Annotated in this window: 23 protein-coding genes; 7 read left to right on the plus strand and 16 right to left on the minus strand. The window is 53.2% G+C overall.

Features of this window, described 5'->3' with window-relative positions; translation table 11 throughout:
• Positions 1-1,022, plus strand: a protein-coding gene (locus tag ACMHXE_RS18650; RefSeq protein WP_248990082.1) for an IS630 family transposase whose coding sequence is annotated in 2 segments (ribosomal slippage) — positions 1-447 and positions 446-1,022 — 1,024 coding nt annotated over the 2 segments. Because the reading frame shifts where the segments join, the coding sequence is not laid out codon by codon here. This gene is flagged as partial in the annotation.
• On the opposite strand, the gene ACMHXE_RS18655 is transcribed toward ACMHXE_RS18650, so the two are convergent.
• The 7 genes from ACMHXE_RS18655 to ACMHXE_RS18685 all read right to left on the minus strand — a co-directional run bounded on the left by ACMHXE_RS18655 (position 1,015) and on the right by ACMHXE_RS18685 (position 7,260).
• Positions 1,015-1,104 carry a cold-shock protein gene (locus tag ACMHXE_RS18655; protein ID WP_413733053.1) on the minus strand — a complete coding sequence of 30 codons (90 nt, stop codon included), beginning with the start codon at positions 1,102-1,104 and terminating at the stop codon, positions 1,015-1,017. The genes ACMHXE_RS18650 and ACMHXE_RS18655 overlap by 8 nt on opposite strands.
• A 314-nt stretch (positions 1,105-1,418) precedes the next feature.
• On the minus strand, positions 1,419-2,558 hold the full coding sequence (locus ACMHXE_RS18660; RefSeq protein ID WP_101055835.1) for a cupin domain-containing protein: 1,140 nt from the start codon (positions 2,556-2,558) through the stop codon (positions 1,419-1,421).
• Between the two features lie 123 nt (positions 2,559-2,681).
• Positions 2,682-4,052, minus strand: coding sequence for an adenylosuccinate lyase (gene purB, locus ACMHXE_RS18665; RefSeq protein WP_096141855.1), 1,371 nt, complete (start codon positions 4,050-4,052; stop codon positions 2,682-2,684).
• Between the two features lie 28 nt (positions 4,053-4,080).
• Positions 4,081-4,698: a high frequency lysogenization protein HflD gene (gene hflD, locus ACMHXE_RS18670; protein ID WP_028781430.1), complete on the minus strand. Its 618-nt coding sequence runs from the start codon at positions 4,696-4,698 to the stop codon at positions 4,081-4,083.
• Positions 4,699-4,701: 3 nt separating this feature from the next.
• Positions 4,702-5,817: a tRNA 2-thiouridine(34) synthase MnmA gene (mnmA, locus tag ACMHXE_RS18675; RefSeq protein WP_096141856.1), complete on the minus strand. Its 1,116-nt coding sequence runs from the start codon at positions 5,815-5,817 to the stop codon at positions 4,702-4,704.
• Between the two features lie 167 nt (positions 5,818-5,984).
• Positions 5,985-6,437, minus strand: a complete 453-nt coding sequence (locus ACMHXE_RS18680) for an NUDIX hydrolase (RefSeq protein ID WP_101055836.1) — start codon at positions 6,435-6,437, stop codon at positions 5,985-5,987.
• Positions 6,430-7,260: a pseudouridine synthase gene (locus ACMHXE_RS18685; RefSeq protein WP_101055837.1), complete on the minus strand. Its 831-nt coding sequence runs from the start codon at positions 7,258-7,260 to the stop codon at positions 6,430-6,432. The genes ACMHXE_RS18680 and ACMHXE_RS18685 overlap by 8 nt, the downstream gene beginning before the upstream one ends.
• Positions 7,261-7,586: 326 nt before the next feature.
• Between ACMHXE_RS18685 and ACMHXE_RS18690 the strand changes: the two genes are divergently transcribed.
• Positions 7,587-9,812, plus strand: a complete 2,226-nt coding sequence (locus ACMHXE_RS18690) for an NADP-dependent isocitrate dehydrogenase (RefSeq protein ID WP_413733057.1) — start codon at positions 7,587-7,589, stop codon at positions 9,810-9,812.
• 99 nt (positions 9,813-9,911) lie between these two features.
• Here ACMHXE_RS18690 and cspD read toward each other — a convergent pair whose 3' ends face one another.
• Positions 9,912-10,118 (minus strand): cold shock domain-containing protein CspD, encoded by a 207-nt coding sequence (gene cspD / locus ACMHXE_RS18695; protein WP_025011178.1) that lies wholly within the window; start codon positions 10,116-10,118, stop codon positions 9,912-9,914.
• A 397-nt stretch (positions 10,119-10,515) separates the two neighbouring features.
• Here cspD and clpS point away from each other — a divergent pair, with 397 nt between their 5' ends.
• Positions 10,516-10,824: an ATP-dependent Clp protease adapter ClpS gene (gene clpS / locus ACMHXE_RS18700; RefSeq protein WP_025011177.1), complete on the plus strand. Its 309-nt coding sequence runs from the start codon at positions 10,516-10,518 to the stop codon at positions 10,822-10,824.
• A 34-nt stretch (positions 10,825-10,858) separates the two neighbouring features.
• Positions 10,859-13,117, plus strand: coding sequence for an ATP-dependent Clp protease ATP-binding subunit ClpA (gene clpA, locus ACMHXE_RS18705; protein ID WP_412501620.1), 2,259 nt, complete (start codon positions 10,859-10,861; stop codon positions 13,115-13,117).
• 191 nt (positions 13,118-13,308) lie between these two features.
• Here clpA and infA read toward each other — a convergent pair whose 3' ends face one another.
• From infA to aat, 3 genes are all read right to left on the minus strand, one after another.
• A complete protein-coding gene (infA, locus tag ACMHXE_RS18710; RefSeq protein WP_005500725.1) occupies positions 13,309-13,527 on the minus strand; it encodes a translation initiation factor IF-1 in 219 nt (72 codons plus the stop codon).
• A gap of 80 nt (positions 13,528-13,607) precedes the next feature.
• Entirely contained in the window at positions 13,608-14,318 is a 711-nt protein-coding gene (locus tag ACMHXE_RS18715; protein WP_234556625.1) for an arginyltransferase, read from the minus strand.
• A complete protein-coding gene (gene aat, locus ACMHXE_RS18720) occupies positions 14,308-15,018 on the minus strand; it encodes a leucyl/phenylalanyl-tRNA--protein transferase (protein WP_101055841.1) in 711 nt (236 codons plus the stop codon). The genes ACMHXE_RS18715 and aat overlap by 11 nt, the downstream gene beginning before the upstream one ends.
• A 53-nt stretch (positions 15,019-15,071) precedes the next feature.
• On the opposite strand from aat, the gene ACMHXE_RS18725 reads away from it, so the two are divergent.
• Positions 15,072-15,551 (plus strand): glycine zipper 2TM domain-containing protein, encoded by a 480-nt coding sequence (locus ACMHXE_RS18725; protein WP_101055842.1) that lies wholly within the window; start codon positions 15,072-15,074, stop codon positions 15,549-15,551.
• A gap of 76 nt (positions 15,552-15,627) precedes the next feature.
• Here ACMHXE_RS18725 and ACMHXE_RS18730 read toward each other — a convergent pair whose 3' ends face one another.
• Positions 15,628-15,981 carry a hypothetical protein gene (locus ACMHXE_RS18730; RefSeq protein ID WP_412503059.1) on the minus strand — a complete coding sequence of 118 codons (354 nt, stop codon included), beginning with the start codon at positions 15,979-15,981 and terminating at the stop codon, positions 15,628-15,630.
• A 237-nt stretch (positions 15,982-16,218) separates the two neighbouring features.
• On the opposite strand from ACMHXE_RS18730, the gene ACMHXE_RS18735 reads away from it, so the two are divergent.
• The gene (locus ACMHXE_RS18735) at positions 16,219-16,971 is read left to right on the plus strand and encodes a Nif3-like dinuclear metal center hexameric protein (protein WP_101055843.1); all 753 of its coding nucleotides are present in this window, start codon (positions 16,219-16,221) and stop codon (positions 16,969-16,971) included.
• A 195-nt stretch (positions 16,972-17,166) separates the two neighbouring features.
• Here ACMHXE_RS18735 and ACMHXE_RS18740 read toward each other — a convergent pair whose 3' ends face one another.
• The 4 genes from ACMHXE_RS18740 to ACMHXE_RS18755 are packed head-to-tail and all read right to left on the minus strand — an operon-like array spanning position 17,167 to position 22,276.
• On the minus strand, positions 17,167-17,487 hold the full coding sequence (locus tag ACMHXE_RS18740) for a YdbL family protein (protein ID WP_025890142.1): 321 nt from the start codon (positions 17,485-17,487) through the stop codon (positions 17,167-17,169).
• Between the two features lie 30 nt (positions 17,488-17,517).
• A complete protein-coding gene (locus tag ACMHXE_RS18745) occupies positions 17,518-17,691 on the minus strand; it encodes a YnbE family lipoprotein (RefSeq protein WP_224866993.1) in 174 nt (57 codons plus the stop codon).
• A 38-nt stretch (positions 17,692-17,729) separates the two neighbouring features.
• Complete coding sequence (locus ACMHXE_RS18750; RefSeq protein ID WP_413733060.1) at positions 17,730-21,404, minus strand: YdbH domain-containing protein; 3,675 nt, start codon at positions 21,402-21,404, stop codon at positions 17,730-17,732.
• Between the two features lie 23 nt (positions 21,405-21,427).
• Positions 21,428-22,276 carry a D-hexose-6-phosphate mutarotase gene (locus ACMHXE_RS18755; RefSeq protein WP_101055845.1) on the minus strand — a complete coding sequence of 283 codons (849 nt, stop codon included), beginning with the start codon at positions 22,274-22,276 and terminating at the stop codon, positions 21,428-21,430.
• Positions 22,277-22,481: 205 nt separating this feature from the next.
• On the opposite strand from ACMHXE_RS18755, the gene ACMHXE_RS18760 reads away from it, so the two are divergent.
• A complete protein-coding gene (locus ACMHXE_RS18760; protein WP_413733062.1) occupies positions 22,482-24,281 on the plus strand; it encodes an acyl-CoA dehydrogenase C-terminal domain-containing protein in 1,800 nt (599 codons plus the stop codon).
• Positions 24,282-24,402: the final 121 nt, after the last annotated feature.

Consider the following 24,402-nt stretch of genomic DNA (forward strand, 5'->3'; position numbering starts at 1 on the left):
TCATCCCGACATCGCTTCATTAGCAAAATCCGAGAAAAGCGCACGTAAACGCATTCGCTATCTCGCCCTGCTTCACTTTATCGAAGGTCATTCCCGTACCTCTATCGCCAGTATGTTGAAGGTCAGCAGAACCAGTGTGAATAAGTGGGTCGCCACTTATCTCTCCTTGGGACTATCCGGCCTGGATGACAAACCAAATCCGGGACGTCCCGCTAAATTGTCCTCTCTTCAGCTAGCAACCCTGAAAGAATTCGTACTACTCAAAAGTCTATCTGAGCAAGGCGGCAGATTAATGGCCAAGGACGTCGGCCACTTTATTCAGTCTGAATTTGGCGTGACTTTCAAGCAAACGAATATCTACCGTTTACTACATCAATTAGGCTTTTCCTGGATCACTACGAGATCACGTCACCCGAAACAATCTGAAGCCGTGCAAGAGGCTTTTAAAAAACTTCCCAATGGCAATGATCCTTAACACCCCGGGACACGTCGCACTCGATCGCATCGATGTTTGGTTTCAAGATGAAGCCAGATTTGGTCAACAAAACACCACTACCCGTATTTGGGCTGAGAAAGGGACTAGGCCACGAGTGGTAAAGCAGCAACAGTTTGAATCAGCGTATTTATTTGGTGCAGTCTGTCCGGCAACAGGCGCCACGCAAGCTATAATCGCCCCCTTTGCCAACAGCGATTATATGCATGAGCACTTAAAGTTGATTTCGGCCGCAACGGGATCAGGACGCCATGCTCTGGTCATCATGGACGGCGCGGGCTGGCATCAACAAGATTTGGCCGATGATTTTGATAACCTCAGTATTCTCAAACTTCCCCCATATTCACCTGAACTCAATCCAGTAGAGCAAGTCTGGCAATGGCTTCGTCAACATGTGTTGGCAAATCGCTGCTTTAGTGGCTACGACGATATTGTTGAGCAATGCTCCATCGCATGGAACAAGTTTATTGGAGAGCCGCTGAGGGTGATTCAATTATGCTCTAGGCAGTGGGTAAGAATGGTCAGTTAATTAACGTAATTGGTATTAGAAAACCAAAGCCTTTTTCATCGTTGAACCATTTAACGGTTCCTGTCACTTGTTGCTCTGACATAGTTTCCTCTTTCAGTCACTTAGCCTGGGCTGTAGCTTTGTATAAGTATTTGTAGGGTAAAGGGGATTTGTTTCACTGGTTTGACACTCTGATGATCCTTGAAAACCAGAGTTTTTTGCGCTCAGCAACAGGTTTTTATAGCAAGAGTGGGGCTGAAAATAACTGACTGATAGAGATTGCCAGGGATAGAGTCAATATCAATCCCATCAAGAGTGAGGGAGTAGCATTCTGCAGGTTTATGGGTTGAGAATGCTACTCTTATGAGCCGAGAGCAGGGCTGATATTTTATTTAGTACAGAAAGACTGACTCAATCTCACTCTTCACTGAGGTAGAAGTAACCTTTTTCTAGCAGGTCACACAGCAGCGCTGCTATTGCCTCATCATCCAGCAATGACTCAAGGTTTGCAGCATTTATGCTGGTGCGATTGGCAATAAATTGCGCCTGCTCTTCACTGCCTTGCGGCAATTCAAAGGCTTCCCCATTGATAAACAGCCGGCAGTTGGGATCGTTTTCCAGCATGAGAATTTTAAGCCCACCTATGCGCTTGAATACAGCGCCTTCGGCCGCAGCTTCTCTGAGCTCCTCGGTACTCATAGGCTCACCCTGGCAAATATCCAGATCAAAGCGATTCTGACTCAACAATTTGCCCAGCACGCCCTGATAATAGTCAGGGTTCTCAGTCAGCTCTTTCAGCAGCACCATCATCCCCTGTTGCTGGCTCTTGGCGATCAGCGCAGGTTGCCCGGCTTCTTCACTCGAAGTGAAACGTTTGTGGCCGAGATCCTGATCAAGCATAAAGTCGGCCATTTCGCTGATAAGCTCTTGCTGACTCGGTGCCCGGAAGCCTATTGAGTAGGACAGTGCCAGGGTCAGAGTCTCGCCCCTGTGAGGAAAACCGGGCGGAATATACAGCATGTCGCCGGGCTCCAGCACTGTATCTATGATGGGCTCAAAGTCCTCAATCAAAGGGGTATTGGGGTTATTGCCGCGCTTGGCGTATTGGCCCTTGGCACCCACTGTCCAGCGTCTGCGCCCCTCGCCTTGAATGATAAAGACATCATAGTTGTCGATATGGGGGCCGACACCACCACCCGGCGTGGCAAAGGACACCATCAGGTCATCGAAGCGCCAGTCCGGCAGGAAACGGAAGGCTTCCACCAGACCCTGAGAGTCCGGATACCAGTGGTTGACGGCCTGCACCAGCAGTTGCCAGTTTTCTTCACCGAACTTGTCATAGTCTTCAAATGGGCCTGAGATCACTTCCCAGTCCTGCCCCTTGGTGATTACCACCCGTGAGGAGATCTCCTCTTCACAGGCGAGGCCCGCCAGCTCATCGGCGGCGATAGGATCGACAAAGTCCTTGAAGGCTTGTCTGATCACCTTGGGTTGTTGCTGCCACACCTCTTTAACAAAGGCATCTCTGTCTAGAGTCAGCTGGTAAGTGTTCGTCATCTGTTATCCAATCCTTAAACCGTTTCAATGGCCAGTCAGTTATCCCGCTTGCAACGGCATAAACCCCGGGGAGAAAAAAGGCGGTACTGGAAACCAGTACCGCCTGCGACAGCCAAGAGGCTATCAGTTCAAATCATCGACAAAGGCTTCGGCGCGGCCTATGTAGTTGGCCGGCGTCAGTTGCTTGAGTTCGTGTTTCACGTTCTCAGGCAGTTCCAGACCGTCGATAAAGGCAGCCAGCTGCTGACCATCGATACGCTTGCCACGGGTCAGCTCCTTGAGCTTCTCGTAAGGCTTTTCGATGCCATAGCGGCGCATGACTGTCTGTACCGGCTCGGCCAGTACTTCCCAGTTGTGATCCAGTTCATCGCGCAGGTGCGCCTCGTTGACTTCCAGCTTACTGACACCCTTGAGTGTGGCCTGGTAGGCGATCAGCGAGTGGGCGATACCCACCCCCAGATTACGCAGCACTGTGGAGTCGGTCAGATCGCGTTGCCAGCGGGAAACCGGCAGTTTGCTGGCCAGGTGCTGCATCAAGGCGTTGGCTATGCCCAGGTTACCTTCCGAGTTTTCAAAATCGATAGGGTTAACCTTGTGCGGCATGGTGGATGAGCCGATTTCACCGGCCACTGTCTTCTGCTTGAAGTGACCCAGGGCGATATAACCCCAGATATCACGGTCAAAATCAATCAGCACTGTATTGAAACGGGCCACGGCATCGAACAGCTCGGCAATATAGTCGTGCGGTTCAATCTGAGTGGTGTAGGGGTTCCAGTTCAGCCCCAGGCTGGTGACAAAGCGCTGTGACAGCTCATGCCAGTTCACTTCTGGGTAGGCGGACAGGTGGGCGTTGTAGTTACCCACGGCGCCGTTGATCTTACCCATGATCTCAACCGCTTCAATTTGTTTGAGTTGGCGTTCGAGACGTACGGCCACGTTGGCCATCTCTTTACCCAGAGTCGAAGGCGAGGCGGGTTGGCCGTGAGTACGGGACATCAGAGGCACAGTCCTGTAACGTCTGGCCAGCTCTTTAACGGCATCGACCAGTTTCTGGCAGTATGGCAGCAGTACCTGTTCACGGGCTTCGGTCAGCATCAGGCCGTGGGACAGGTTGTTGATGTCTTCACTGGTGCAGGCAAAGTGCACGAACTCGCCTATGGCAGCCAGCTCGGCATTGTCGGCGATTTTTTCCTTGATGAAGTATTCCACCGCCTTAACGTCATGGTTGGTGGTGGCTTCGATGGTTTTGACTCTCAAGGCATCGGCTTCGCTGAAGTTGTCGCGAATATTGTCCAGCAATGCCAGAGCTTCTTCACTGAAGGGGGGGACTTCTTCGATTTCAGGGCAGCTGGAAAGCAGTTTCAGCCAGTTGATTTCGACCTGAACACGATACTTGGTAAGACCGTACTCGCTGAATATCCCCCGAAGTTCGGCGGTTTTACTACCATAACGCCCGTCTACCGGTGAGATAGCAGTCAGTGCGGAAAGATCCATTATAAGCTCCTTGATGAACTTGGCTTTATTATAGGGTGAGGCTTTTCTTAGCTGTATCGACGATCGCCTTGCGGGCAAACACCAGGTGTCTGCGTTTACCGCCGAGTTGACGCCAGAGTACGGCACTGCGCATTGCTGCCAGCAACAAGGCGCGTATTTTATGTTGGACCAGTGGCCGCTGCAGTATGTTGGGATTGCCCGAAATCTGGATCTTGGGCCCCAAATTACTGATGATATCGCTGTAGATGCTGGCCAGGTTGGCGATAACCTGCTCGTCGGTTATGGCAAAGTGGCTAAGTTGGCGATGCACCTGATTGATGCGCTCAGACAGCATCCCCAGAGCCGCCTGGTTGCGGCTCAGTTTACGCTCCAGCGCCAGAATGCCGACCAGATAGCGGGTGATTTCCACATCTTTCTGGGCGCTGTCACCCAGTTGGTTGATAATCCACTTGTAGCCGTTGGCCAGCACGACTTTGTCGGGATAGATCTCATCGATATTCTCGGGATCTGTCACCATAATGCCATCGAGTGCCGCAGCCAACTGCTGCGGATCGCTTTCCCCGTGGCGGGCTATGTATTGCACCTGGGCGATTGCCTGCAATATGCCGGCAAATGCCATAGTGCGGTCATGCAATTGCTCGCTCAATGATTACTCCCTAATCAGGGTTTCTATGATGCCGCCACCCAGGCAGACTTCACCGTCGTAGAATACTGCCGACTGCCCTGGCGTGACTGCCGCCACAGGTTCGTCGAAGATCACTCTCAGTTCATCGTCACCCTGGATATAAACAGTGCAGGGGATATCCTGCTGGCGATATCGGGTCTTGACCGTGATTTTTGCGCCATCGGCAGGGCCTTGTCTGTCTACCCAGTGCAGCTGCCTGGCCGTGAGGCCAACCGACATGAGTCTCGGATGCTGGCCGCCTTGGGCGACAATCAATACATTACGTTTCAGATCTTTGTCGACCACATACCAAGGATTGTCGTTGCTGTTTTTCATGCCGCCAATTCCAAGGCCCTTGCGCTGGCCCAGCGTGTGGTACATCAGCCCCTGATGCTCGCCTATCACTTCACCGTCGACACTCTCGATTTTACCCGGTTGCGCGGGCAGATAAGTGCCAAGGAATTCAGTAAATTTGCGTTCACCGATAAAACAGATGCCGGTGCTGTCTTTCTTGTTGAAGGTGACCAGCCCTTGCTCTTCGGCAATGCGGCGAACTTCGGGTTTTTCCAGTTCACCTACAGGGAACAGGCTGCGAGCCACCTGTTGGTGACTCAAGGTGTAGAGGAAGTAGCTCTGATCCTTGTTGCCATCTATGCCGCGAAGCAGCTGGGTTTTACCATCGGTATCACGGCGGCGCACATAGTGGCCCATGGCGATATAGTCGGCATCGAGAATGTCATCGGCAAACTCAAGGAAGGCTTTGAATTTGATCTCCTTGTTGCACATGATGTCCGGGTTAGGCGTGCGTCCCGCCTTGTACTCGGCCAGAAAATACTCGAACACATTGTCCCAGTATTCGGCGGCGAAGTTGACCGTGTGCAACTTGATGCCCAGCTTGTCACAGACAGCCTGGGCATCTTTTAAATCTTCGGCGGCAGAGCAATATTCGTCGGTGTCATCTTCTTCCCAGTTCTTCATGAACAGGCCTTCTACCTGATAGCCCTGCTGGAGCAGCAGATAGGCTGAAACAGATGAGTCGACACCGCCGGACATGCCGACAATGACTTTTTTTCCTGATGCATTGGGAGTGTTAGCTGTCATAGATCCTAAAACCGTTGAATTCATTCATGAACGCCCGAAAAGAGAACTGCTGCTTGTGCCCGGTTGTGGCAGGCCGTTATTGGCGCGACGCTGGGGTGGACAAACAGCCATAAGGCACTCAGTTTCTGCGGGGGCGTATTCTATCACGCCTTGGTGCCCAGAGCTAATCACAACAGCGCGCTATTGAGCAAAGATAACGGCAGCCGTTGTCCCTGCAAATAGCTCTCCAGTGTGGCGCTGACCAAGGGGCTGCGAAGCTTGGGTCCCAAGGCTGTGATTTCATCCATACTCAACCAATGGGTGGCCTTGATGGCGACGTCCAACGGCTTGGCATTCTGACACTGGGTCAGGCGAGCACAGAAGGTAAAACGTAAAAAGGCCAGCTCCTTGGAAGCGCTGAACTGATCTATTCGCACCAGAGCTTCAGGGGTGACTGTCAGGCCGGTTTCTTCGAGCACCTCGCGGCGACAGGCGTCGATAAGGCTTTCATTTGCTTCCAGGTGACCGGCCGGTTGGTTAAATTTCTGTTGGCCGTCAATCAACTCTTCGACCAGCAAAAAACGCTTCTCTGCCTCAATAATGCAGGCCACTGTGACATTGGGGCGATAACGTTCAGTCATGGAGAAGCTCCTTGATGGCCGCCTCAGAAAGAGTTCGATATTCACCGGGCTGCAGGCATTGCCCTTGCTCGGTATCCAGGCTGAGATTGTCTATGGCATAACGTATCAACCTCAAAGTGGGAAACCCGACATGGGCTGTCATCCTTCGCACCTGACGATTGCGCCCCTCGCGGATACAGATCTCCAGCCAAGTGGTGGGGATATTGCGCCGCTCACGAATGGGCGGATTACGTGGCCACAAAGATTCGGGTTGTTGCAGTCGCCGGACTTTTGCAGGCAGGGTGGGGCCATCTTTCAGCTCGACTCCCTGACTCAAGGCTTGAATCGCGGTGTCATCGACATCGCCTTCCACCTGTACCCAGTAGGTCTTGAAGGTGTGCTTGTTGGGCTGGGTCAGCTTGGCCTGCAGTTGACCGTTATTGGTGAGCAGTAACAGACCCTCGCTGTCTCTGTCCAGGCGACCGGCGGCATAGATACCGGCGATGGGCAGCAGATCTTTGAGCGTGCGCCGTCCGCCTTCGTCGGTAAACTGGCATAACACATCGAAGGGTTTGTTGAGCAGCACCACCTGGGTTTCTGCAACCGAGAGTGGTGTTACCTTTGGGCGGGGGTTTTGAGGACCGGGACGCTTTTTATTCAGGCCCTGTCTCTTGTTAATGGGGCTCTTGTTACTGGGACTCTTGCTACTGGAACTCTTGCTGTTGGGGCTTGGTTTGGTGGAGCGCTGACTCTTCTCTTGGCCAAATTCTTTACCGCCAGGGTCCTTTGAGTGACTGGGCTGGCGTTTGGGTTTACGTCTTGGTTGGGAGGTTGGCGAATTCATTGAGATATCCTGGCTGCTTGAGCTGTGTACTCTGACTATTTGCCAGAGATATGCCAGAGTGTAACACCTATGTCCTGCTTGGCGGCAGGGTGGGTTGGTGACTTTTATCCGAGTGTACCCGGCACTCGCCTATAGTGGCATTTGAATCTTGGCTGGAATGCTCTATGATGTTCGCCAAATTGTGATCTGCAACCAATTTTTACGCCCGTCAACCGGATCTATATCGACTGTGTACAACGGCGCTATCCTGGGCGGAAAGAGGCAAGGAAATTAAAGAATAACAACACTTATAACAACTCATTTTTATAAAAAGCGTAGGACTGAAAATGACTGATAAAACCCCCACTATCATCTATACGCAGACAGATGAAGCGCCGGCTCTGGCGACCTTATCTCTACTGCCTATCATCAAAACCTTTACCCAGGCAGCCGGCATCAATGTCGAAACCCGCGATATTTCTCTCTCCGGCCGTGTGATTGCCGCTTTTCCCGAGCGTCTGACCGAAGCGCAGCGTATCGGTGATCATCTGGCTGAGCTTGGCGAGCTGGCGACCCAGCCTGAAGCCAATATTATCAAACTGCCTAATATCAGTGCCTCCATTCCTCAGCTGCAGGCTTGTATCAAAGAACTGCAGGCCAAGGGCTATGATTTGCCCGACTATCCGGCGGAAGCCAAAACCGATGAAGAGCGGGAAATCAAGGCTCGTTATGACAAGATCAAAGGCAGCGCGGTAAACCCTGTACTGCGTGAAGGGAACTCAGATCGCCGCGCCCCGACTTCGGTCAAGAACTATGCCCGTAAGCACCCGCATTCAATGGGTGCCTGGAGCAAGGACTCCAAATCTCATGTGGCTCATATGCAACAAGGGGATTTCTACGGCAGCGAGCAGTCCGTCACCCTGAAAGATGCCGATACTGTCAACATAGTGCTGGAACAAAATGATGGCGGCCAACTGGTGCTCAAGCAGGGGCTTGAGTTGCTGGCCGGTGAAATCATAGATGCGGCCGTTATGAGCAAGCGTGAACTGACCGCCTTCTTCGAGCGCGAAATTGAAGCCGCTCGCCAGGAAGATGTACTGCTGTCATTGCACCTGAAAGCCACTATGATGAAAGTGTCCGATCCTATTATGTTCGGCCATGCGGTGAAGGTGTTCTACAAAGATGTATTCGCCAAACACGGTGAAACCTTGCGTGAGCTGGGTGTGGACGTCAACAATGGTCTGGGCGATGTTTATGCCAAGATAGCCAAGTTGCCGGCCGAGCAGAAAGCGGCCATTGAAGCCGATATCGCCGCCGTCTACCAGAGCCGCCCTGAGCTGGCGATGGTGAACTCAGACAAGGGCATCACCAACCTTCACGTGCCAAGCGATGTGATTATCGATGCTTCCATGCCTGCTGCTATCCGCTCCAGCGGTCAGATGTGGGGCCCGGATGGCCAGTTGAAAGATACCAAGGCGCTGATCCCGGATCGTTGCTATGCCGGTGTTTACCAGGAAACCATCAGTTTCTGTAAGGAACATGGCGCCTTCGACCCTGCAACCATGGGTAGTGTGCCAAACGTGGGACTGATGGCGCAGAAGGCTGAAGAGTACGGCAGCCATGACAAGACCTTTGAAATCCCTGCGGCCGGTACGGTTAAAGTATTGGACAAGGACGGCAACCTGCTTATGTCCCACGCCGTTGAAGCCGGTGATATCTGGCGCATGTGCCAGGTTAAAGACGCGCCTATCCGTGACTGGGTCAAGCTGGCCGTACGCCGCGCAAGGCTGAGCAACACCCCGGCGGTATTCTGGCTGGATGAAAATCGTGCCCACGATGCCCAAGTGATCGCCAAGGTGAATGCCTACCTGCCTGAGCATGATACCGATGGGCTTGAGCTGCACATCATGTCACCTGAAAAGGCGGCCCGTTTCTCCCTTGAACGTATTAAAGCCGGTAAAGATACAATTTCGGTAACAGGTAACGTGCTGCGTGACTACCTCACCGACTTGTTCCCTATCCTTGAGTTGGGTACCAGTGCCAAGATGCTGTCAATCGTCCCGCTGATGAATGGTGGCGGTCTGTTTGAAACGGGTGCCGGCGGCAGTGCGCCTAAGCATGTACAGCAGTTTGAAGAGGAAAACCACCTGCGTTGGGACTCCCTGGGCGAGTTCCTGGCATTGGGAGCCTCACTCGAGCACCTTAGCCAGACGACGGCCAATGCCAAGGCTCAGGTGATGGCTGATTGCCTGGATCAGGCGATAGGGCAGTTCCTGGATAACAACAAGTCACCATCCCGTAAGGTGGGGCAGCTGGATAACCGCGGCAGTCATTACTTCCTGGCACAGTACTGGGCCAGCGCGCTGGCCAAGCAGGACAAGGATGCCGAGCTGAAAGCTTATTTTGCACCTCTGGCCGAAGGCCTGGTGGCCGCTGAAGAGCAGATAGTGGCGGAACTCAATGGTGCTCAGGGGGCCGCCGTTGAACTGGGTGGCTACTATAAGCTGGATCCTGTTAAAGCCGAGCAGGCTATGCGCCCAAGTGCCAGCCTGAATCGCCTTCTGAGCGCTTGATACTGAAAGTTGAATGAGGGAACGCTCCCTCATTCAGTTGCCAAGCAGGCATTAAAAAGGCGGGGATGACCCCGCCTTTTTTCATCTCTATTCACCCGGTTATTTAACTGGAGAGATAGCCGAGGCATGCATACCCTTCGGGCCCTTCTCAACTTGAAATTCAACAGGTTGGCCTGCTTTTAGAGTTCTGTAGCCTTCCATTTCAATGGTTGAATAGTGCGCAAAAACATCCTCACCACCTTCATCAGGGCAGATAAACCCGAATCCTTTGGCGTTGTTGAACCATTTAACAGTTCCGCTTGCCATACTTCCACTTCCTTCTATTGTCTGCTTCCCAGTAAGATAGTACAACTTTTGAGCACTTCAGCAGGTGCTCAGATAACAGAATGTAAGTAGTGTTGCTGGATGTCAAGTTGAAATTAACAAAAAAACAACATCGCATATGGTTTCGCTGGAACCTTAGTTTGCCACTGGGATCTTTTCTTTAATGGAAGTGTCTGGATATTTACTCGCTTTAATTATATTGAATCAATTTTAACCGATTGAAAAATAAGCATGAGTTAGAAACGCCTTAGACAAGCGCCGCCACGCCAGAGTATAGTGTGACAAAGGGCAATACCGCCCAGGGCCCGCCAAGCGGTACTTTGAAACATGGCCGGGCATAGTGTTGGTAGAAGCCAAGTTGAGAGGCTAATATTGAATCATGGGTAAGACTGGACAGATAGAGCGCGTGGAGGAAGGGGTTGAGCAGGAACTGCAACCACCTCCAATGTATAAAGTGATTCTGAACAACGATGACTACACCCCAATGGACTTTGTTGTGGAGGTACTGCAGCTGTTCTTTCGCAAGAACGAACAGGAAGCCACGGACATTATGTTGACCATACATCATCAGGGAAAAGCGGTTTGTGGTGTTTACCCATTTGGGATAGCCGAAACCAAAGTGGTTCAGGTGAATCAGTTTGCAAGACAAAACCAACATCCGTTACTGTGTTCGTTAGAGGAAGCTTAACCAGCCTGTCTCTGTAGTTTTTTAGGGGGTGCGTATGCTGAACAAAGATCTTGAAGTGACCTTGAACCTGGCATTCCAACAAGCCAGAGATGCCCGTCACGAATATATGACGGTTGAGCACCTACTGCTGGCGCTGACCGATAACCCCGCCGCAAGGGATGCCTTGCTCGCCTGTGGCGCCAATATCGACCGCCTCAAAGAGGAGGTCGCCAACTTTATTACCCAGACCACACCCATTATCAGCGATCCCGATGATGAGCGTGAGACTCAGCCGACACTGGGTTTCCAGCGGGTGCTGCAACGGGCAGTGTTTCATGTGCAGTCGTCAGGCCGCAATGAGGTGACCGGCGCCAACGTATTGGTGGCCATTTTCAGCGAGCAAGAGTCCCAGGCGGTTTATCTGCTGCGCCGCTACGATATTACCCGTCTGGATGTGGTGAATTATATTTCCCACGGCTTTGCCAAGAACGATGAGGCCGATGCTCCAGGTTCGCAGGAAAGCTTGGAAGATCAATCCGAAGCCACAGAAGAGCGCAGCATGTTGGCTCAGTTTGCCAGTAATCTCAATGAGATGGCCAAGCAGGGCAAGATAGATCCGCTTATCGGCCGCGACAACGAAATCGAACGCTCGATTCAAATTCTTTGCCGTCGCCGCAAGAATAACCCACTGTTGGTGGGCGAGGCCGGCGTTGGAAAGACTGCCATCGCTGAAGGTTTGGCTTATCGGATAGTCAATGAGTCTGTGCCTGAGGTGATAAGCGAAGCGACCGTCTACTCTCTGGATCTCGGCGCGCTGTTGGCCGGCACCAAGTATCGCGGCGACTTCGAGAAACGCTTCAAGAGTCTGCTTAAAGAGCTGACAGCGGATCAGAATGCGATTCTGTTCATCGATGAAATTCACACCATTATCGGTGCAGGGGCGGCATCCGGTGGGGTAATGGATGCCTCCAACCTGCTCAAGCCCTTGCTCTCCAGCGGTAATCTGCGCTGTATGGGGTCCACTACTTTTCAGGAATATCAAAGTATTTTTGAGAAGGACAGGGCACTGGCGCGGCGCTTCCAGAAGGTGGACATCCACGAACCTTCAGTGGCTGAAACCACCAAGATACTTCAGGGGCTTAAGAGCCGTTATGAAGAACATCACGGGGTGCGTTACACTCACGCAGCCTTGGCCAGCGCCGCCAGCCTGTCGGATAAGCATATCAACGATAGGCACTTGCCGGACAAGGCCATAGATGTGATAGACGAAGCCGGAGCGCGGATGGCGATGATGCCACAGAGCAAGCGCAAGAAAACCGTGGGTCAGAGCGAGATTGAAACCATTATCGCCAAGATTGCCAGGATCCCGGAAAAAACAGTGACGTCCTCTGAGAAGGACTTACTGAAGAACCTGGAGCGCAACCTGAAGATGGTGGTGTTCGGCCAGGACAAGGCGATAGAGAGCCTCAGTGCGGCGATTCGGCTGGCTCGCAGCGGTCTTGGCAATGAAAACAAACCTGTGGGGAGCTTCCTGTTTGCCGGCCCCACCGGGGTAGGTAAGACAGAGGTGACCAACCAGTTGGCAGCATGCCTCGGGCTCAAGCTTATCCGCTTCGATATGTCCGAATATATGGAAAGCCATACTGTATCGCGTTTGATTGGCGCGCCTCCTGGTTATGTTGGTTACGATCAGGGCGGTTTGCTGACAGATGCCGTGATCAAGACGCCTCACTGTGTGGTGCTGCTCGATGAAATCGAGAAGGCGCATCCGGATATCTATAACCTGCTGCTGCAGGTAATGGATCACGGTACTTTGACCGATAACAACGGCCGCAAGGCGGATTTCCGCAACGTGACCCTGGTGATGACCACCAACGCCGGGGTGCAGGAAACTGTGCGTAAGTCCATTGGCTTCAAACAGCAGGATCACAGCCAGGATGCGATGTCGGAGATCAATAAGGTGTTCTCGCCTGAGTTTCGCAACCGACTCGACTCCATCATCTGGTTCAACCATCTGGATATGACCATCATTGCCAAGGTGGTGGATAAGTTCCTGGTCGAGCTGCAGGCACAGTTGGATCAGAAAGGGGTGACGCTGGAAGTCAGTGATGAAGCCAGAACCTTGTTGGCCGAGAAGGGTTACGACAAGACCATGGGGGCCAGACCTATGGCCAGAGTGGTCAAGGATCTGCTGAAACGACCGCTGGCCGATGAAATCCTGTTTGGCAAACTTGAGTCCGGTGGCATCGCTCATGTGGATGTTAAAGATGGCGAACTGGAGATCAACACGGAAGCGTCGGAGAAGATCTCTTGATAAGCTGAATTGCAACAAAAAAATGGCTGCCAATGGCAGCCATTTTTATTCTGAATCCTGACCCTTATCCGACACATTGATGCCTGGATAGACAACGGCAGGCCAGGTGCGCCTGCTGCGCAGTGGGTCGCCCCCATGGGCTCACCAGCAAAAAAACCGGCACAGCCGGCTTTTGAGAAATAACTGGGATCTTAGCGTGAGCGGAAGACGATACGCCCTTTGCTCAAGTCGTATGGAGTCAGCTGCACAGTGACCTTGTCACCGGTCAGGATTCGGATGTAGTTCTTACGCATTTTACCGGAAATGTGAGCAGTCACAACGTGACCGTTTTCCAGTTCAACCCGAAACATTGTATTTGGCAAGGTTTCAAGGATAGTCCCTTGCATCTCAATGTTGTCTTCTTTCGCCATTAATCAGTTATCCCGTTAGCCTCGAATGTAAAAAACCGCCGTATCATGCCGCAAATTACAGCGGCTGTAAAGGGGAGGCCTCAGTGATTGTCGCTTTTCTGCCAGCCCTGAACGCCGAGGATCTCGTAGGGGCGGTAGAGTCGCTTATAACCCATTTTGTCGTGGTTATCTATTTGATATCCCAAATAGAGAAACGATTTCGACATTAATTTGCCCAGGCGGCATTGCAGCAGCACCAGCAAGATCCCGAGGGATCTATTGCTGTAGTCCGGGTCAAAGTAGCTGTAGATGGCTGATAGGCTCTGGGGCAGGAGATCGGTTACTGCCACGGCAACCAGTCGCTGACCATGCCAAAGTTCGATAAACACCGGACTGAGCCACTCACAGGCGAGAAAATGACGGTACTGTTCTTCGCTCGGAGGATACATGGGGCCGTCACTGTGGCGGGCACAGATATAACGCTCATAGAGAGGATAGTGAGCCGGGGTTTCCTCGGTCACAATCCGAAAGTGCAGGTCACGGTTTTTGGCCAGGGTGCGTTTTTGTCTTTTGGACAGGCGAAATTCATCCAGGGGAACTCTGATGGGTTGGCAAGCATTGCAATGGGGGCAACGGGGCTTGTAGATGGCGCTGCCACTGCGGCGAAACCCCAGTGCCAACAGGCGCTCAAACAGTGACAAGTCCAGCTCATCTTCCTGGATCACCAATAACTGCTCCTGTTGTCCGCTCAAATAACTGCAGGCGAAGGGTTGGCTGAGGCCTATGGCAATGGCATGGTTATCAGAGTTCAAGCTTGACCTCGTCGGTTTGCCAGCAATCCTTGGCGAGATTGCCGTCCCTGAACTGTCTCAAGAGTATGAGAAAATCTTTGCGCTTTAAACTCTTGGCTCCGAGGCTCTCAAGGTGTGGGTTCATCACTTGGGCATCGATAAGCCTGAAACCCTGCTTGAGAGCGTATTGATGCAGGGCGATAAAGGCCGCCTTGGAGGCATTGGTTTTGCGGTGGAACATGGACTCGCCACAAAACACCTGACCTATGGCAAGGCCATACAGGCCACCTATCAGGCGACCATTGTCCCAGACCTCGAAGGAGTGGGCATGACCCAAGTGGTGCAGTTCCTGGTAGGCCAGACGTATCTCTCCGGTTATCCAGGTGCCGGGCTGATCTTTTCGCGGCATGGCGCAGCCAGCCATCACATCGGCAAAGGCTCGGTCGATGCTGAAAGTCCAATCCTGCTTTTTCAGATACTTGCGTAGACTGCGAGAGATATTGATGCTGCCCGGAACAAAAACCGCGCGGGGATCCGGTGACCACCAGAGGATGGGATCTTGGCTATTAAACCAAGGGAAAATTCCCTCGTAGTAGGCGTTGAGTAGCCGCTTGGGATGCAGGTCGCCGCCGATGGCCAGCAGGCCATTGGGATCCGTCAGTGCCAGCTCAGGCGACGGGAAAGGATCCAACTCATGATTTAAGAAAGACAGTAGGTTCACAATTGCGTATGATTCTGCTTAGGGCCTTCTTATAAGTTAGCGGAAAAACAGCTATGTGGAAACTGATACTGAATGCAATGCTGCTGCTCTCATTATCCCTTGCAGCGGGAACCCAGCCCCTCTATGCCGGCTATGACAGAAACCAGGCACAACCGGTTGAAAAAGTGCTCTACGGCCAGGTGGAGTCGGTACGGAAAATCACCGAAAAACAGCTGATGGAAGACAGAAATCGCGGCTGGAAAACCTTTGGCGGTGCCTTGCTCGGTGGCGTGATTGGTCATCAGTTCGGCGGTGGCAGTGGTCAGGATGTGGCAACCGTTCTGGGCGCTCTGCTCGGTGCCGGCATTGGTCATCAATATGGTGGTGATGGTTATTATCGTGAACTTAAACTGGTGGAGTTGATGATACGCCAGGAAGATGAAACCCAGGTGATGATTATTCAGGATGAAGATCCCGGTATGACCTTTAAAGTAGGCGATGAAGTGCGGGTGGTTTATCTACAGGGCAGCGTCCGGGTCGACTTGGCTATGTGATTGATTGTGTGGGCTTAGAGCCAATAACAGACAAAACAAAGGCGCCGTCAGGCGCCTTTGTTTTGGATGGAGGCAATTAAAAACCGCGAGGCAACTTGTGATTACCGGCTGTCAGTTTTTCACGCCACAGCTCTTTGGGGGTCTTGCCCCCTTGACTGCCGGATTTGGCAGGCGTTGCCGACTTGGTTTTTGCCTTGGTAGCTGGCTTTGCAGCAGGCTTGGCCGCCTTGGTTTTTTCCTGTTTGGCTTCAGCCTTCGCCGGTTTGGCGTTATCCGCCAACATCTGTTCCAGTTCAGCGAAACGAAGTGATTTACCGCCATCGATTTTGTACCAGCTGCCATTTTGCTCAATGGTCACTGCTTTGCCCTGTTGTTCACTGAGAGCTTGCTGCAGTGTGCTGATAACTTCTTCTTTGGTCAGTTTTGCCATAATCATAACCTGTTTATTTTTAGAGTTACTTGAAGGTTTGCGATAATTTTATAAGTCAAAGGTCGGCAATGTCCAATTTGCCGACCAAAAAGCAACAAACTTGTGTCCAAGGGCGCAGCTTTTGGTCGCTTTGGGGTCTGAAACCGACAATCTGGCTTAAGATTTGTGACCTCAATCCTTGGGCTTGCTGTGCTAGAATAGCGACATATATCTGCAACAGAATCGACAGGGAACCCTATGCAAAGAGAGGAACTCAGACAATATCTGCACGAGTTTTTACAACTGGACAAGTTTCGCGATTATGCCCCCAACGGTCTTCAGGTTGAAGGCAAGGCCGAAATTCGCAAGATAGTCACAGGTGTGACCGCTTGTCAGGCATTGATTGACCGGGCCGTTGAAGCCGGTGCCGATGCCCTATTGGTGCACCATGGTTTCTTCTGGAAAAATGAACCCGAAGTACTGACTGGAATGAAACAGCGCAGGATTAAGACCTTGCTGCTCAACGATATTAACCTGTTCGGCTATCACTTGCCGCTCGATGCCCATCCCATGCTTGGCAATAACGCCGAATTGGGCCGGGTGCTTGGGGTCATTGAGCCTGAGGCGGTAGAAACCGTTGCTCAAGGTTTGCTTTGGCAAGGGGGGCTTGACTCACCCATGACAGCCAAAGACTTGAGTGCCTTGCTTGAGCAGTGTTTGGGACAAGTTCCCCTGCATCTGGATGGTGGTGACAGAAGCATACAAAAGCTTGCCTGGTGTACAGGTGGTGCCCAGGATTATATCGATACCGCAGCGGCACTGGGGGTTGATGCTTTTATCAGTGGTGAAGTCTCTGAGCGCACCTTCCACAGCGCCGTGGAGCAGGGGATCCATTACTTCTCTGCCGGCCACCATGCTACAGAGAGGTTTGGCATCAAGGCACTGGGGGAACATTTGGCGCATGAGTTTGAGTTGGAGCATGAGTTTATTGATATTCCCAACCCTGTATGACAAGGCGGTATAGGATGGCAGTATTGTGTGGATTGCTTGCTGTGCATCACTGCCAGACGTATGTGAAGCTTACAGTCCGTTGAGAGAGACTTACCAAGGTTCAATTGAACGAAACTGGAAGCCAATCCAGTAAAAGAAAATGCCGTTCAAACTGATTGAACGGCATTAAACATCCGGTTGATGCTATCGGGTTTGTTATTTACGAACCCACTTGCCGGAAGCGTCCTGCACTATATGGCCTTTGTCGGCGGCAGCAATCGCCTTGGCGCCGGCGAGTTTGGCAACATCATCCACTGAAATCCCGTTTTGACGGGCGATTTTTTCATAGTGTGCCCGGCGTTTGGCATTGATATCCTTAACCAGTGCCGTCACCTCGGCGCTGGATTTGACCACGCCCAAATAGCCGTTTTGCTGTTCACCCACCAACCCTTGGCTCTTGGCGTCCTGCAAACCTATGGCAAAGACGCAGAAACTCATCAACAGGGCGGCAGTCAGGGTCATCAACTTGGTTTTCATCTGTGTTTTCCTTTCGCGAATTCTGGCACCTTAGAAGAGTTCATCATTGGTCAGCAGCTGATCCAACTCTTTATCGACCTTAATGCGAATTTCATGTTCGATTTTCACATTCAGGTTGATAACGATTGGCTTATCCGGTGGCTCAATCTTGACCGTTGGGGTACAAGCCGACGCCAGCAGCAAGGCTGCAGCCAGCGGCAGCAGAAATTTAGTCTGTTTCACATTCATGTCCTTTTGTGTCTTCACTGCATGGAAGCTTCAATTTGGGTTTGAAGCTTGTCACCTATGGTCAGACTCCTGAGGAGCTGCAGCATGTTCTCCTCATGAGAGTAGTTCAAGTGGATAGGGCGTTCAATCCCCTCGGCCTTACCTTTTACTTCAACCTTGAGCCAGGCCTCACCATCCGGTGCCATATCGTAAGTGCTGGCCAGGGTAGAATATTGCAAGTGTTCGAGGGTGGAAAAGGCAAAGTCCAGATAGGGCTGGCCGGCGCGCATTTGAGCTACAGCCGGATTATTGCCGATCTTGATAAGTCCGCCTGGGGCACGGGCCGCCAGGCGGCCACCTTTGACCGACACCTGGCCGCCGGTAATAAATACCGGCAAGACACCATCGAAAATACCGTCGGCGTAGATGCCTTCCTGAGGCTGGATGGCCAACAGTTCTTCCAGGCTCAGGCCCTGCAACACCAAATAGGCATTGGATGGCGCGTTGAGCCGCAAGCGGAAGCTGGGCAGCAGCATTTGTCCCTTGAGTAACTCGCCTTGGCCGCGCACCTGAATATCGGCATCCCGAAACCCGGGCAACAGCTTGGCTTGAGTGCTTTGGTTGTTGTCGAGTTCAGGGGTCAGGCTGAGCTGGCCTTCTAAACCCAGGTTGGTCAACAGCACTCCGGGGTTGAAGGCCTGTACCGAAGCCTTGAGCTGCTGACAGTTGAGTTCGGCCTCTGCCGGCGCCTTGGCTTCCTTGTCAAGGGTCAAACAGCACAATGCCGACAGGTTGGCGCCTTCAAATGGTAACTGACTGATACTGCCGGAGAGATCCGACAGCAGCGGGTTGAAATCCAGTTGCAATTGCAGCGCTCGCCCAAGCCCTTCGAGCTTGAGGTCGGCAATCATATGGGTCTCGCCCCTGAGTACCAACTCAGGAGGCAAGGGCAGGTTCTTGGCCGCCAGCGCCTTGATATCAGCGAGATCCGTATCCAGGGTCCAGCGACTGTTCAAGCGATAGCCAAGCGGATCTTTGGCCCGCTTGGGCCAGATGGGCATAAAGTCGTGGCGGCTGTGAAGCGGGATATTATCCAGTTGCCAGTTTTCTTCACTGACAAGACGGTTATCCTGCCAGTCAATGGTTTGGCTGAAGCTGCCATAGCCCAGATTGAGCAGGGTTTCGGTACGAGGTCCGAGCTTGGTATGCCGGGTTTGGCTTAAGTTGAGCCCATCGAAGGCCAGATTCAAACGACTGGCAAAACGCTCATCCAAGAGTTGGCTCAAGAGTGGCAAGTGCCGTTTTTGATTTAGGTTGGCATCCAGGGTTCGACTGAGCCCGGGGCTCAGGAGCGAGGTTTGGGCAATCGACAGTGCCAGCGGCCCGCTTTTAGCCTGCAATTCACCCAGCTGGCAGCTGATTGCGGGCAAAGACAGCTTAAGTTTGCCTTGGTTGAAGCTGCCACTGAGAGGGGCCAGCAGTGACAACTTAAAGCCCGAGAGTTGGATACTTTTATCCTCTATACCGGCTTGAATGGCGCCAGTGCTGAACCCGGGATTGGCCGCGAGGCTAAAGTCCAGTTGTTGCCCTTCGCTTGTCGACTCCAGTGCCAGCTTACCGCTAAGCGTCATTGATGCGCCCTTATTGAGTGAGGCGCCCTCATTGAGTTGCAATTCAGCAGCAGCCGACTGCCAGCGAAAACCGCTCGGCAGGGAGGCTTCAAGGCGCCAGTCTGTGCTTGCTTGTTCCAGTGGCAACTGCTCAAGGTTAAGTTGCAGGCCTTGAATGGCCTGTTGCAGCGCCAGTTCGAGTCGCTGCTCGGCCGACAAGGGCTTTGAGTTTTGTGAGCTTGAGCCTGATGAGCCAGAGTTTGGTGAGCCAGAGTTTGGTGAGCCAGAGCTTGATAAACCAGAGCTTGATAAACCAGAGCCCGGTGAATTTAACCCTTGAGGTTTGGCGCTTTGCGGCAAAGAAACAGAAGTGTCTTGCTGCGCTCTTGCAGCCTTTGGCAGTTGCAATTGCAGGTTTTCAAGGGTCAGCAGCAAACTCGGCCGCTCGCCACTACTGAGCGCTGCCGGGCTCAATTCCGCAACACTTGGCCGATTAATTGGCGTACCGAACGACGCTTGTTGCTTCTCTGTCATCAGGGCGGGCAGTAACGGCCGCACTGTCAGACTCGGCAGCGACACTCGCATGGATGTCTCATTGCCTTTTGTATCATTGTCCTTGGCGGGTTTGAGTTCGGCGTCGAGGCCCTGATCAAGCGCCAGCTCAATTGCGGCGATAAGGGGTTTTACTTGTTTTTTTTCAGCTGGCTCTTGCGCCAAGACTTGCTGCAGCTGCGCCAGTTGTGACTCGAGTTCCGCGGCCTTGGTTGCTGATGTTTGTGCGGATGTTGCTGCGAGCAAGGCAAGCAGCGCTTGGCGCTGAGCCGGAGTGGTTGAAAGCGTGAGTCTCAGTGGCGCCAGCTCAAAAATCTGCTCGCTGGTGGAGCCCGAGAAGCGAAAGCGCAACCCTGCGCCGTCACTATCTTCAACCTCAGCCTCAACCTCAGCCTTGGCATTTGCACTGGGGTTGGCACTGGCCTTGGCACTGAAACTGGCAGCAGCGTTGGAACTTGGGCACAGAGGGCTATCGGTCAATGAATTGTGTGCCTTAGCTTCCAGAGGCAGCGGCGTTATCTCAAGCGCCACTTGCTCGAGTCCCGGCATGGCAATAGTCGGCGCCAACCAGCAATGGCGCGAGTTTATGTTGCCTTGGGTCAAATCCAGAGTCAGTTGTGAGAAGAGATCTCCGCCAAGGCTCGGCATCAGCTCGGCATTCACTATTTCATCAAGTTTAAAGGCGCTGATGAGGGGCGCTGCGGCCGGATCCTGCTCAACACTTGCCAGCGCCTGCTGCAGCGCTTTGAGATGCAGTTGACTGGTCAGTCGCCAGGCGGGGGCACCGTTGGCGAGTTTGGCTTTCAAGTCGGCGGTTAATGCCAGCAGGGGCGTCTCTTGTCTTGTTTGAGTTCCTGAGTGAGTCTCTTGTTGCCCTCCTTGTAACCGGGTGGCCAGCTCAGTAACCAGTTGCCCGGAAGGGCTTAACTGCAACTTTTGCAGCAGCAGAATAAAGCTTTGGGGATTAGCTGCCTTATCCAAGGCCAGCGACGTATTGGGTGTATCGGATACGCCCGCCTCGGGTTGTAGGCTTATTCGGGTCGGCCCCAGGGCTATTTCGGGCACAGAGTTCAAGTCCAGCGCCAGACTCTGACCGCCATCATCACCGCCGGGCAAGAGTAGTTCAGGGGTCAAACTAAAACCGGCGTCTTGATAGCTGACTTTTTGAAGTTGCGCCATCAACCAGTCGGTGGAGCCAGGGGGCGGCGTCGATGCTTCGCCTGTCAGCAATTGCCAAATCCGTTTTGCACTGACAGACGATTTGAGCTGGAGCCTGAGTTGATGAAACTCAAGCTCGCTGCCCTGGTAATCAAGCTTGAGATAATCGAAGCTCAGTCTGTCCCAGCCTTCAGGCGCCAGGCGCAACTCGTCGATACGAATATCTTGTGCAGCCAGATATTGATTAATATGCGGCAGCAGCCACTGCGGCCTTTCATACAGGGACCAAGCCAGCCCCACCAGCAGGGCACCCGGAAGCAGCACCAGCAGAAGCAACAGGCCAACAGCCCATACCGTCAGGCGTTTCTTGCTTGGGAGTCGATACCTCATTGGTGTTTCCCGGCCTTGGCCGCTCACTCCTGCCAGCGGATTTCTGTGGTCAGAGTGTGGCTCTGTTTGGGGCCGAGCACCAGTTTATCTTCCAGCACATTGGCGGCCTCCAGGCAGACCATGGACAGGTAATCCTGCTCTTGGAAACGGGCCAGCCGCTTGGACTTGTCTATCCAGGGATTCCAAAGTACTGCCGAGTGGCTCTGCTCACGGCTGACAAGAATAGTGCCGTTGGGGGTATGCAGTTTTTGCAGCTCGGACAAGCCGGTGTAAACCCGGTCAGTTTCGCGCTCAAAGCGTACTTCGTCCTCGACTTGTGCATATGGGCCTTCGCCAAACTCGATATATTGGCTGCCGGCAAAGCCTGTGGCGCGCAGCTGGTGGATATCGCCGATGGGGAAATAAGTGTGCAGCGCCTGGGTCAGCGTCACGCTCTGCTCACCCAAGTTGCGGTTAATCAGGCTGACCCTGAGGCTGTCGCTGAGGACAAAGTCCAGCCGCACCTCGGTATCGTGGGGCCAGTAATCTTTGTCCTCGTCGCTGAGTTTAAGGACAAAGCTCAGCTCTACCCGTTCATTACTGATATGAGTTCGCTCAAGTTGCCACAGCCGGGTACGGGCAAAGCCATGCTGGGGCCAGCCCTCATTGGCATGCATGCCAAACCAGGGCCAGCAGACGGGAATACCGCCGCGAATACCACTGCCCGGCAGATAGTCATCGGCAGGAGAAACCCACAGCAGCGGCGCCTTGCCCTTGGGCACAAAGCTGTCTATCTGGGCACCCTGTAAAAAAATACGGCCGTAGCAGAGTGGGGTATCGATTTCGATATAGTCCAGACCATTGGGGTGTTTGCGGGTGTTGACGCTGGCCATGCAGGATTCCTTTAGCGGGCGAACAGGATAATGCCCCTAGCTTACAAAGTTTTACAGCCCGAGATAAGGGGCTGTTCAAGCGAATTTACGCAGAGCGCTGTTCTTGTATTCAAAAAAAGTGATATAAAACTGGTCAGAGGTGCTGAGTTTTTACTCAGAATTGGCTAAGGTGAGACATCAATCACAGGGAAAAGGAAATAAGCATATGGCAAGTTATCAGCCGCCGATGCGGGATTACCGCTTTATTCTTGAACAGTTACTGGATATTTATCAGCAGCCAAAGCTGCAGGGGTTCGATGAAATCGACCCTGAGTTGGTCAATGCCATTCTCGAAGGCATGGCCGATTTCAGCACTGGGGTGATGCTGCCGCTCAACAGTGTCGGCGATCTGCAGGGCTGTCGTCTGGAAGCAGACGGGGTGAAAACCGCCGAGGGCTTTATCGATGCCTACCGCCAGTATGTGGACAACGGCTGGCCAACGCTGACCTGTGATCCCGAGTTCGGCGGCCAGGGCCTGCCGGAAGTGGTGGGTATCTTTGCCACCGAAATGCAGACCTCCTCCAACATGGCTTTTGCCATGTATCCCGGGCTGACCCACGGTGCTTACAGTGCCATTTTTGCCCATGGTTCCGAGGCACTCAAGGCCAAATATCTGCCCAAACTGGTGAGCGGCGAGTGGACCGGCACCATGAATCTGACCGAATCCCATGCCGGTACCGATCTGGCGCTGCTGCGCACCAAGGCCGAGCCCAGCACTGACGGCTGCTATCTTATCAGTGGTGAGAAAATCTTTATTTCCAGTGGCGATCACGATCTGGCCGAAAATATAGTGCACCTGGTCTTGGCCAGGTTGCCCGATGCCCCGGCCGGAGTGAAGGGGATCAGTTTGTTCGCCGTGCCCAAGTATTGGGTCAAGGAAGATGGCAGCCTGGGCGAGGCCAACAATGTTAAGGCCAGCGGCCTCGAGCATAAGATGGGCATTCACGGCAATTCCACTTGTGTGATGCTGTTCGACGGCGCCAAAGGCGAGCTGGTGGGCGAACCCCATCAAGGCCTCAGAGCCATGTTCACCATGATGAATCAGGCGCGCATGGGGGTTGGGGTTCAGGGGCTGGGTGTCTCTGAAATCGCTTACCAGAACGCGCTGGCCTACGCCAGAGAGCGGGTTCAGGGAAGGGCACTGTCCGGCACCAAGGCACCGGAGCAAAATGCCGATCCTATTCTGGTACACGGCGATGTGCGGCGGATGCTGCTGTCGCAAAAAGTCTTCAATGAGGGCGCCCGCGCCCTTATCGGTCAGCAGGCGCTGTGGCTCGATGAAGCCGAGCGCCATCAGGATGCCGAGCAAAAGGCCAGAGCCAAAGCGTTGGCGGCGCTGTTTACCCCTGTGGTCAAGGGCTTTATCACAGATAGAGGCTTCAGCGCCTGTGTCGATGCCCAACAGGTGTTTGGCGGCCATGGCTATATCCATGAGTGGGGGATGGAGCAGTTTGTCCGTGATGCCCGTATCGCGATGATTTATGAAGGTACCAATGGCGTTCAGGCCCTGGATCTGGTGGGGCGCAAGCTGATGGGTGACAAGGGCGCGGCGCTGAAACTCTGGGCCGCAGAGGTGGAGGCCTTTATCGAAGGCGCCAAACCCAAGGCCGCTCAAGAACCCCGGTTTGCCAAAGTGCTCGAAGGTTTGGGCCAGGCGGCAACGGATCTGCAGCGCGCTACCCAGTGCCTGATGGAGTTGGCGATGAAAAATCCCGATAACCTGGGCGCGGCCTCCATGCCTTATATGCAGCTGTTTGGCACTGCTGCGCTGGCGTGGATCTGGGCGCGGATGGCCGAGCTGGCGCTCGATGGACTGGCAGATGATGCCGACGGTTTCTATGCCGGCAAACTGGCCTCGGCGGGTTTCTTTATGGACTACTATGTCAGCAGCGCCGGTGGCTATCGGCGTCAAATCGCCGCGGCCAGTGAATCCATCATGGCCTTCGACGACAGTTACTTCGGCTAAGCTTCAATACCAAAGGGTCGGTGCAACCGCAACGTAGTTCACTTAAGCGGAGCTGCCTTGTGATTAACAGGGTATCGGGTCTTTGATATTTTTACCGCCCTAGGCCGATTTGGCTTAGGGC

The sequence above is a fragment of the Shewanella sp. BJSY2023SW007 genome, from assembly GCF_047314525.1.
Classification (GTDB): domain Bacteria; phylum Pseudomonadota; class Gammaproteobacteria; order Enterobacterales; family Shewanellaceae; genus Shewanella; species Shewanella chilikensis.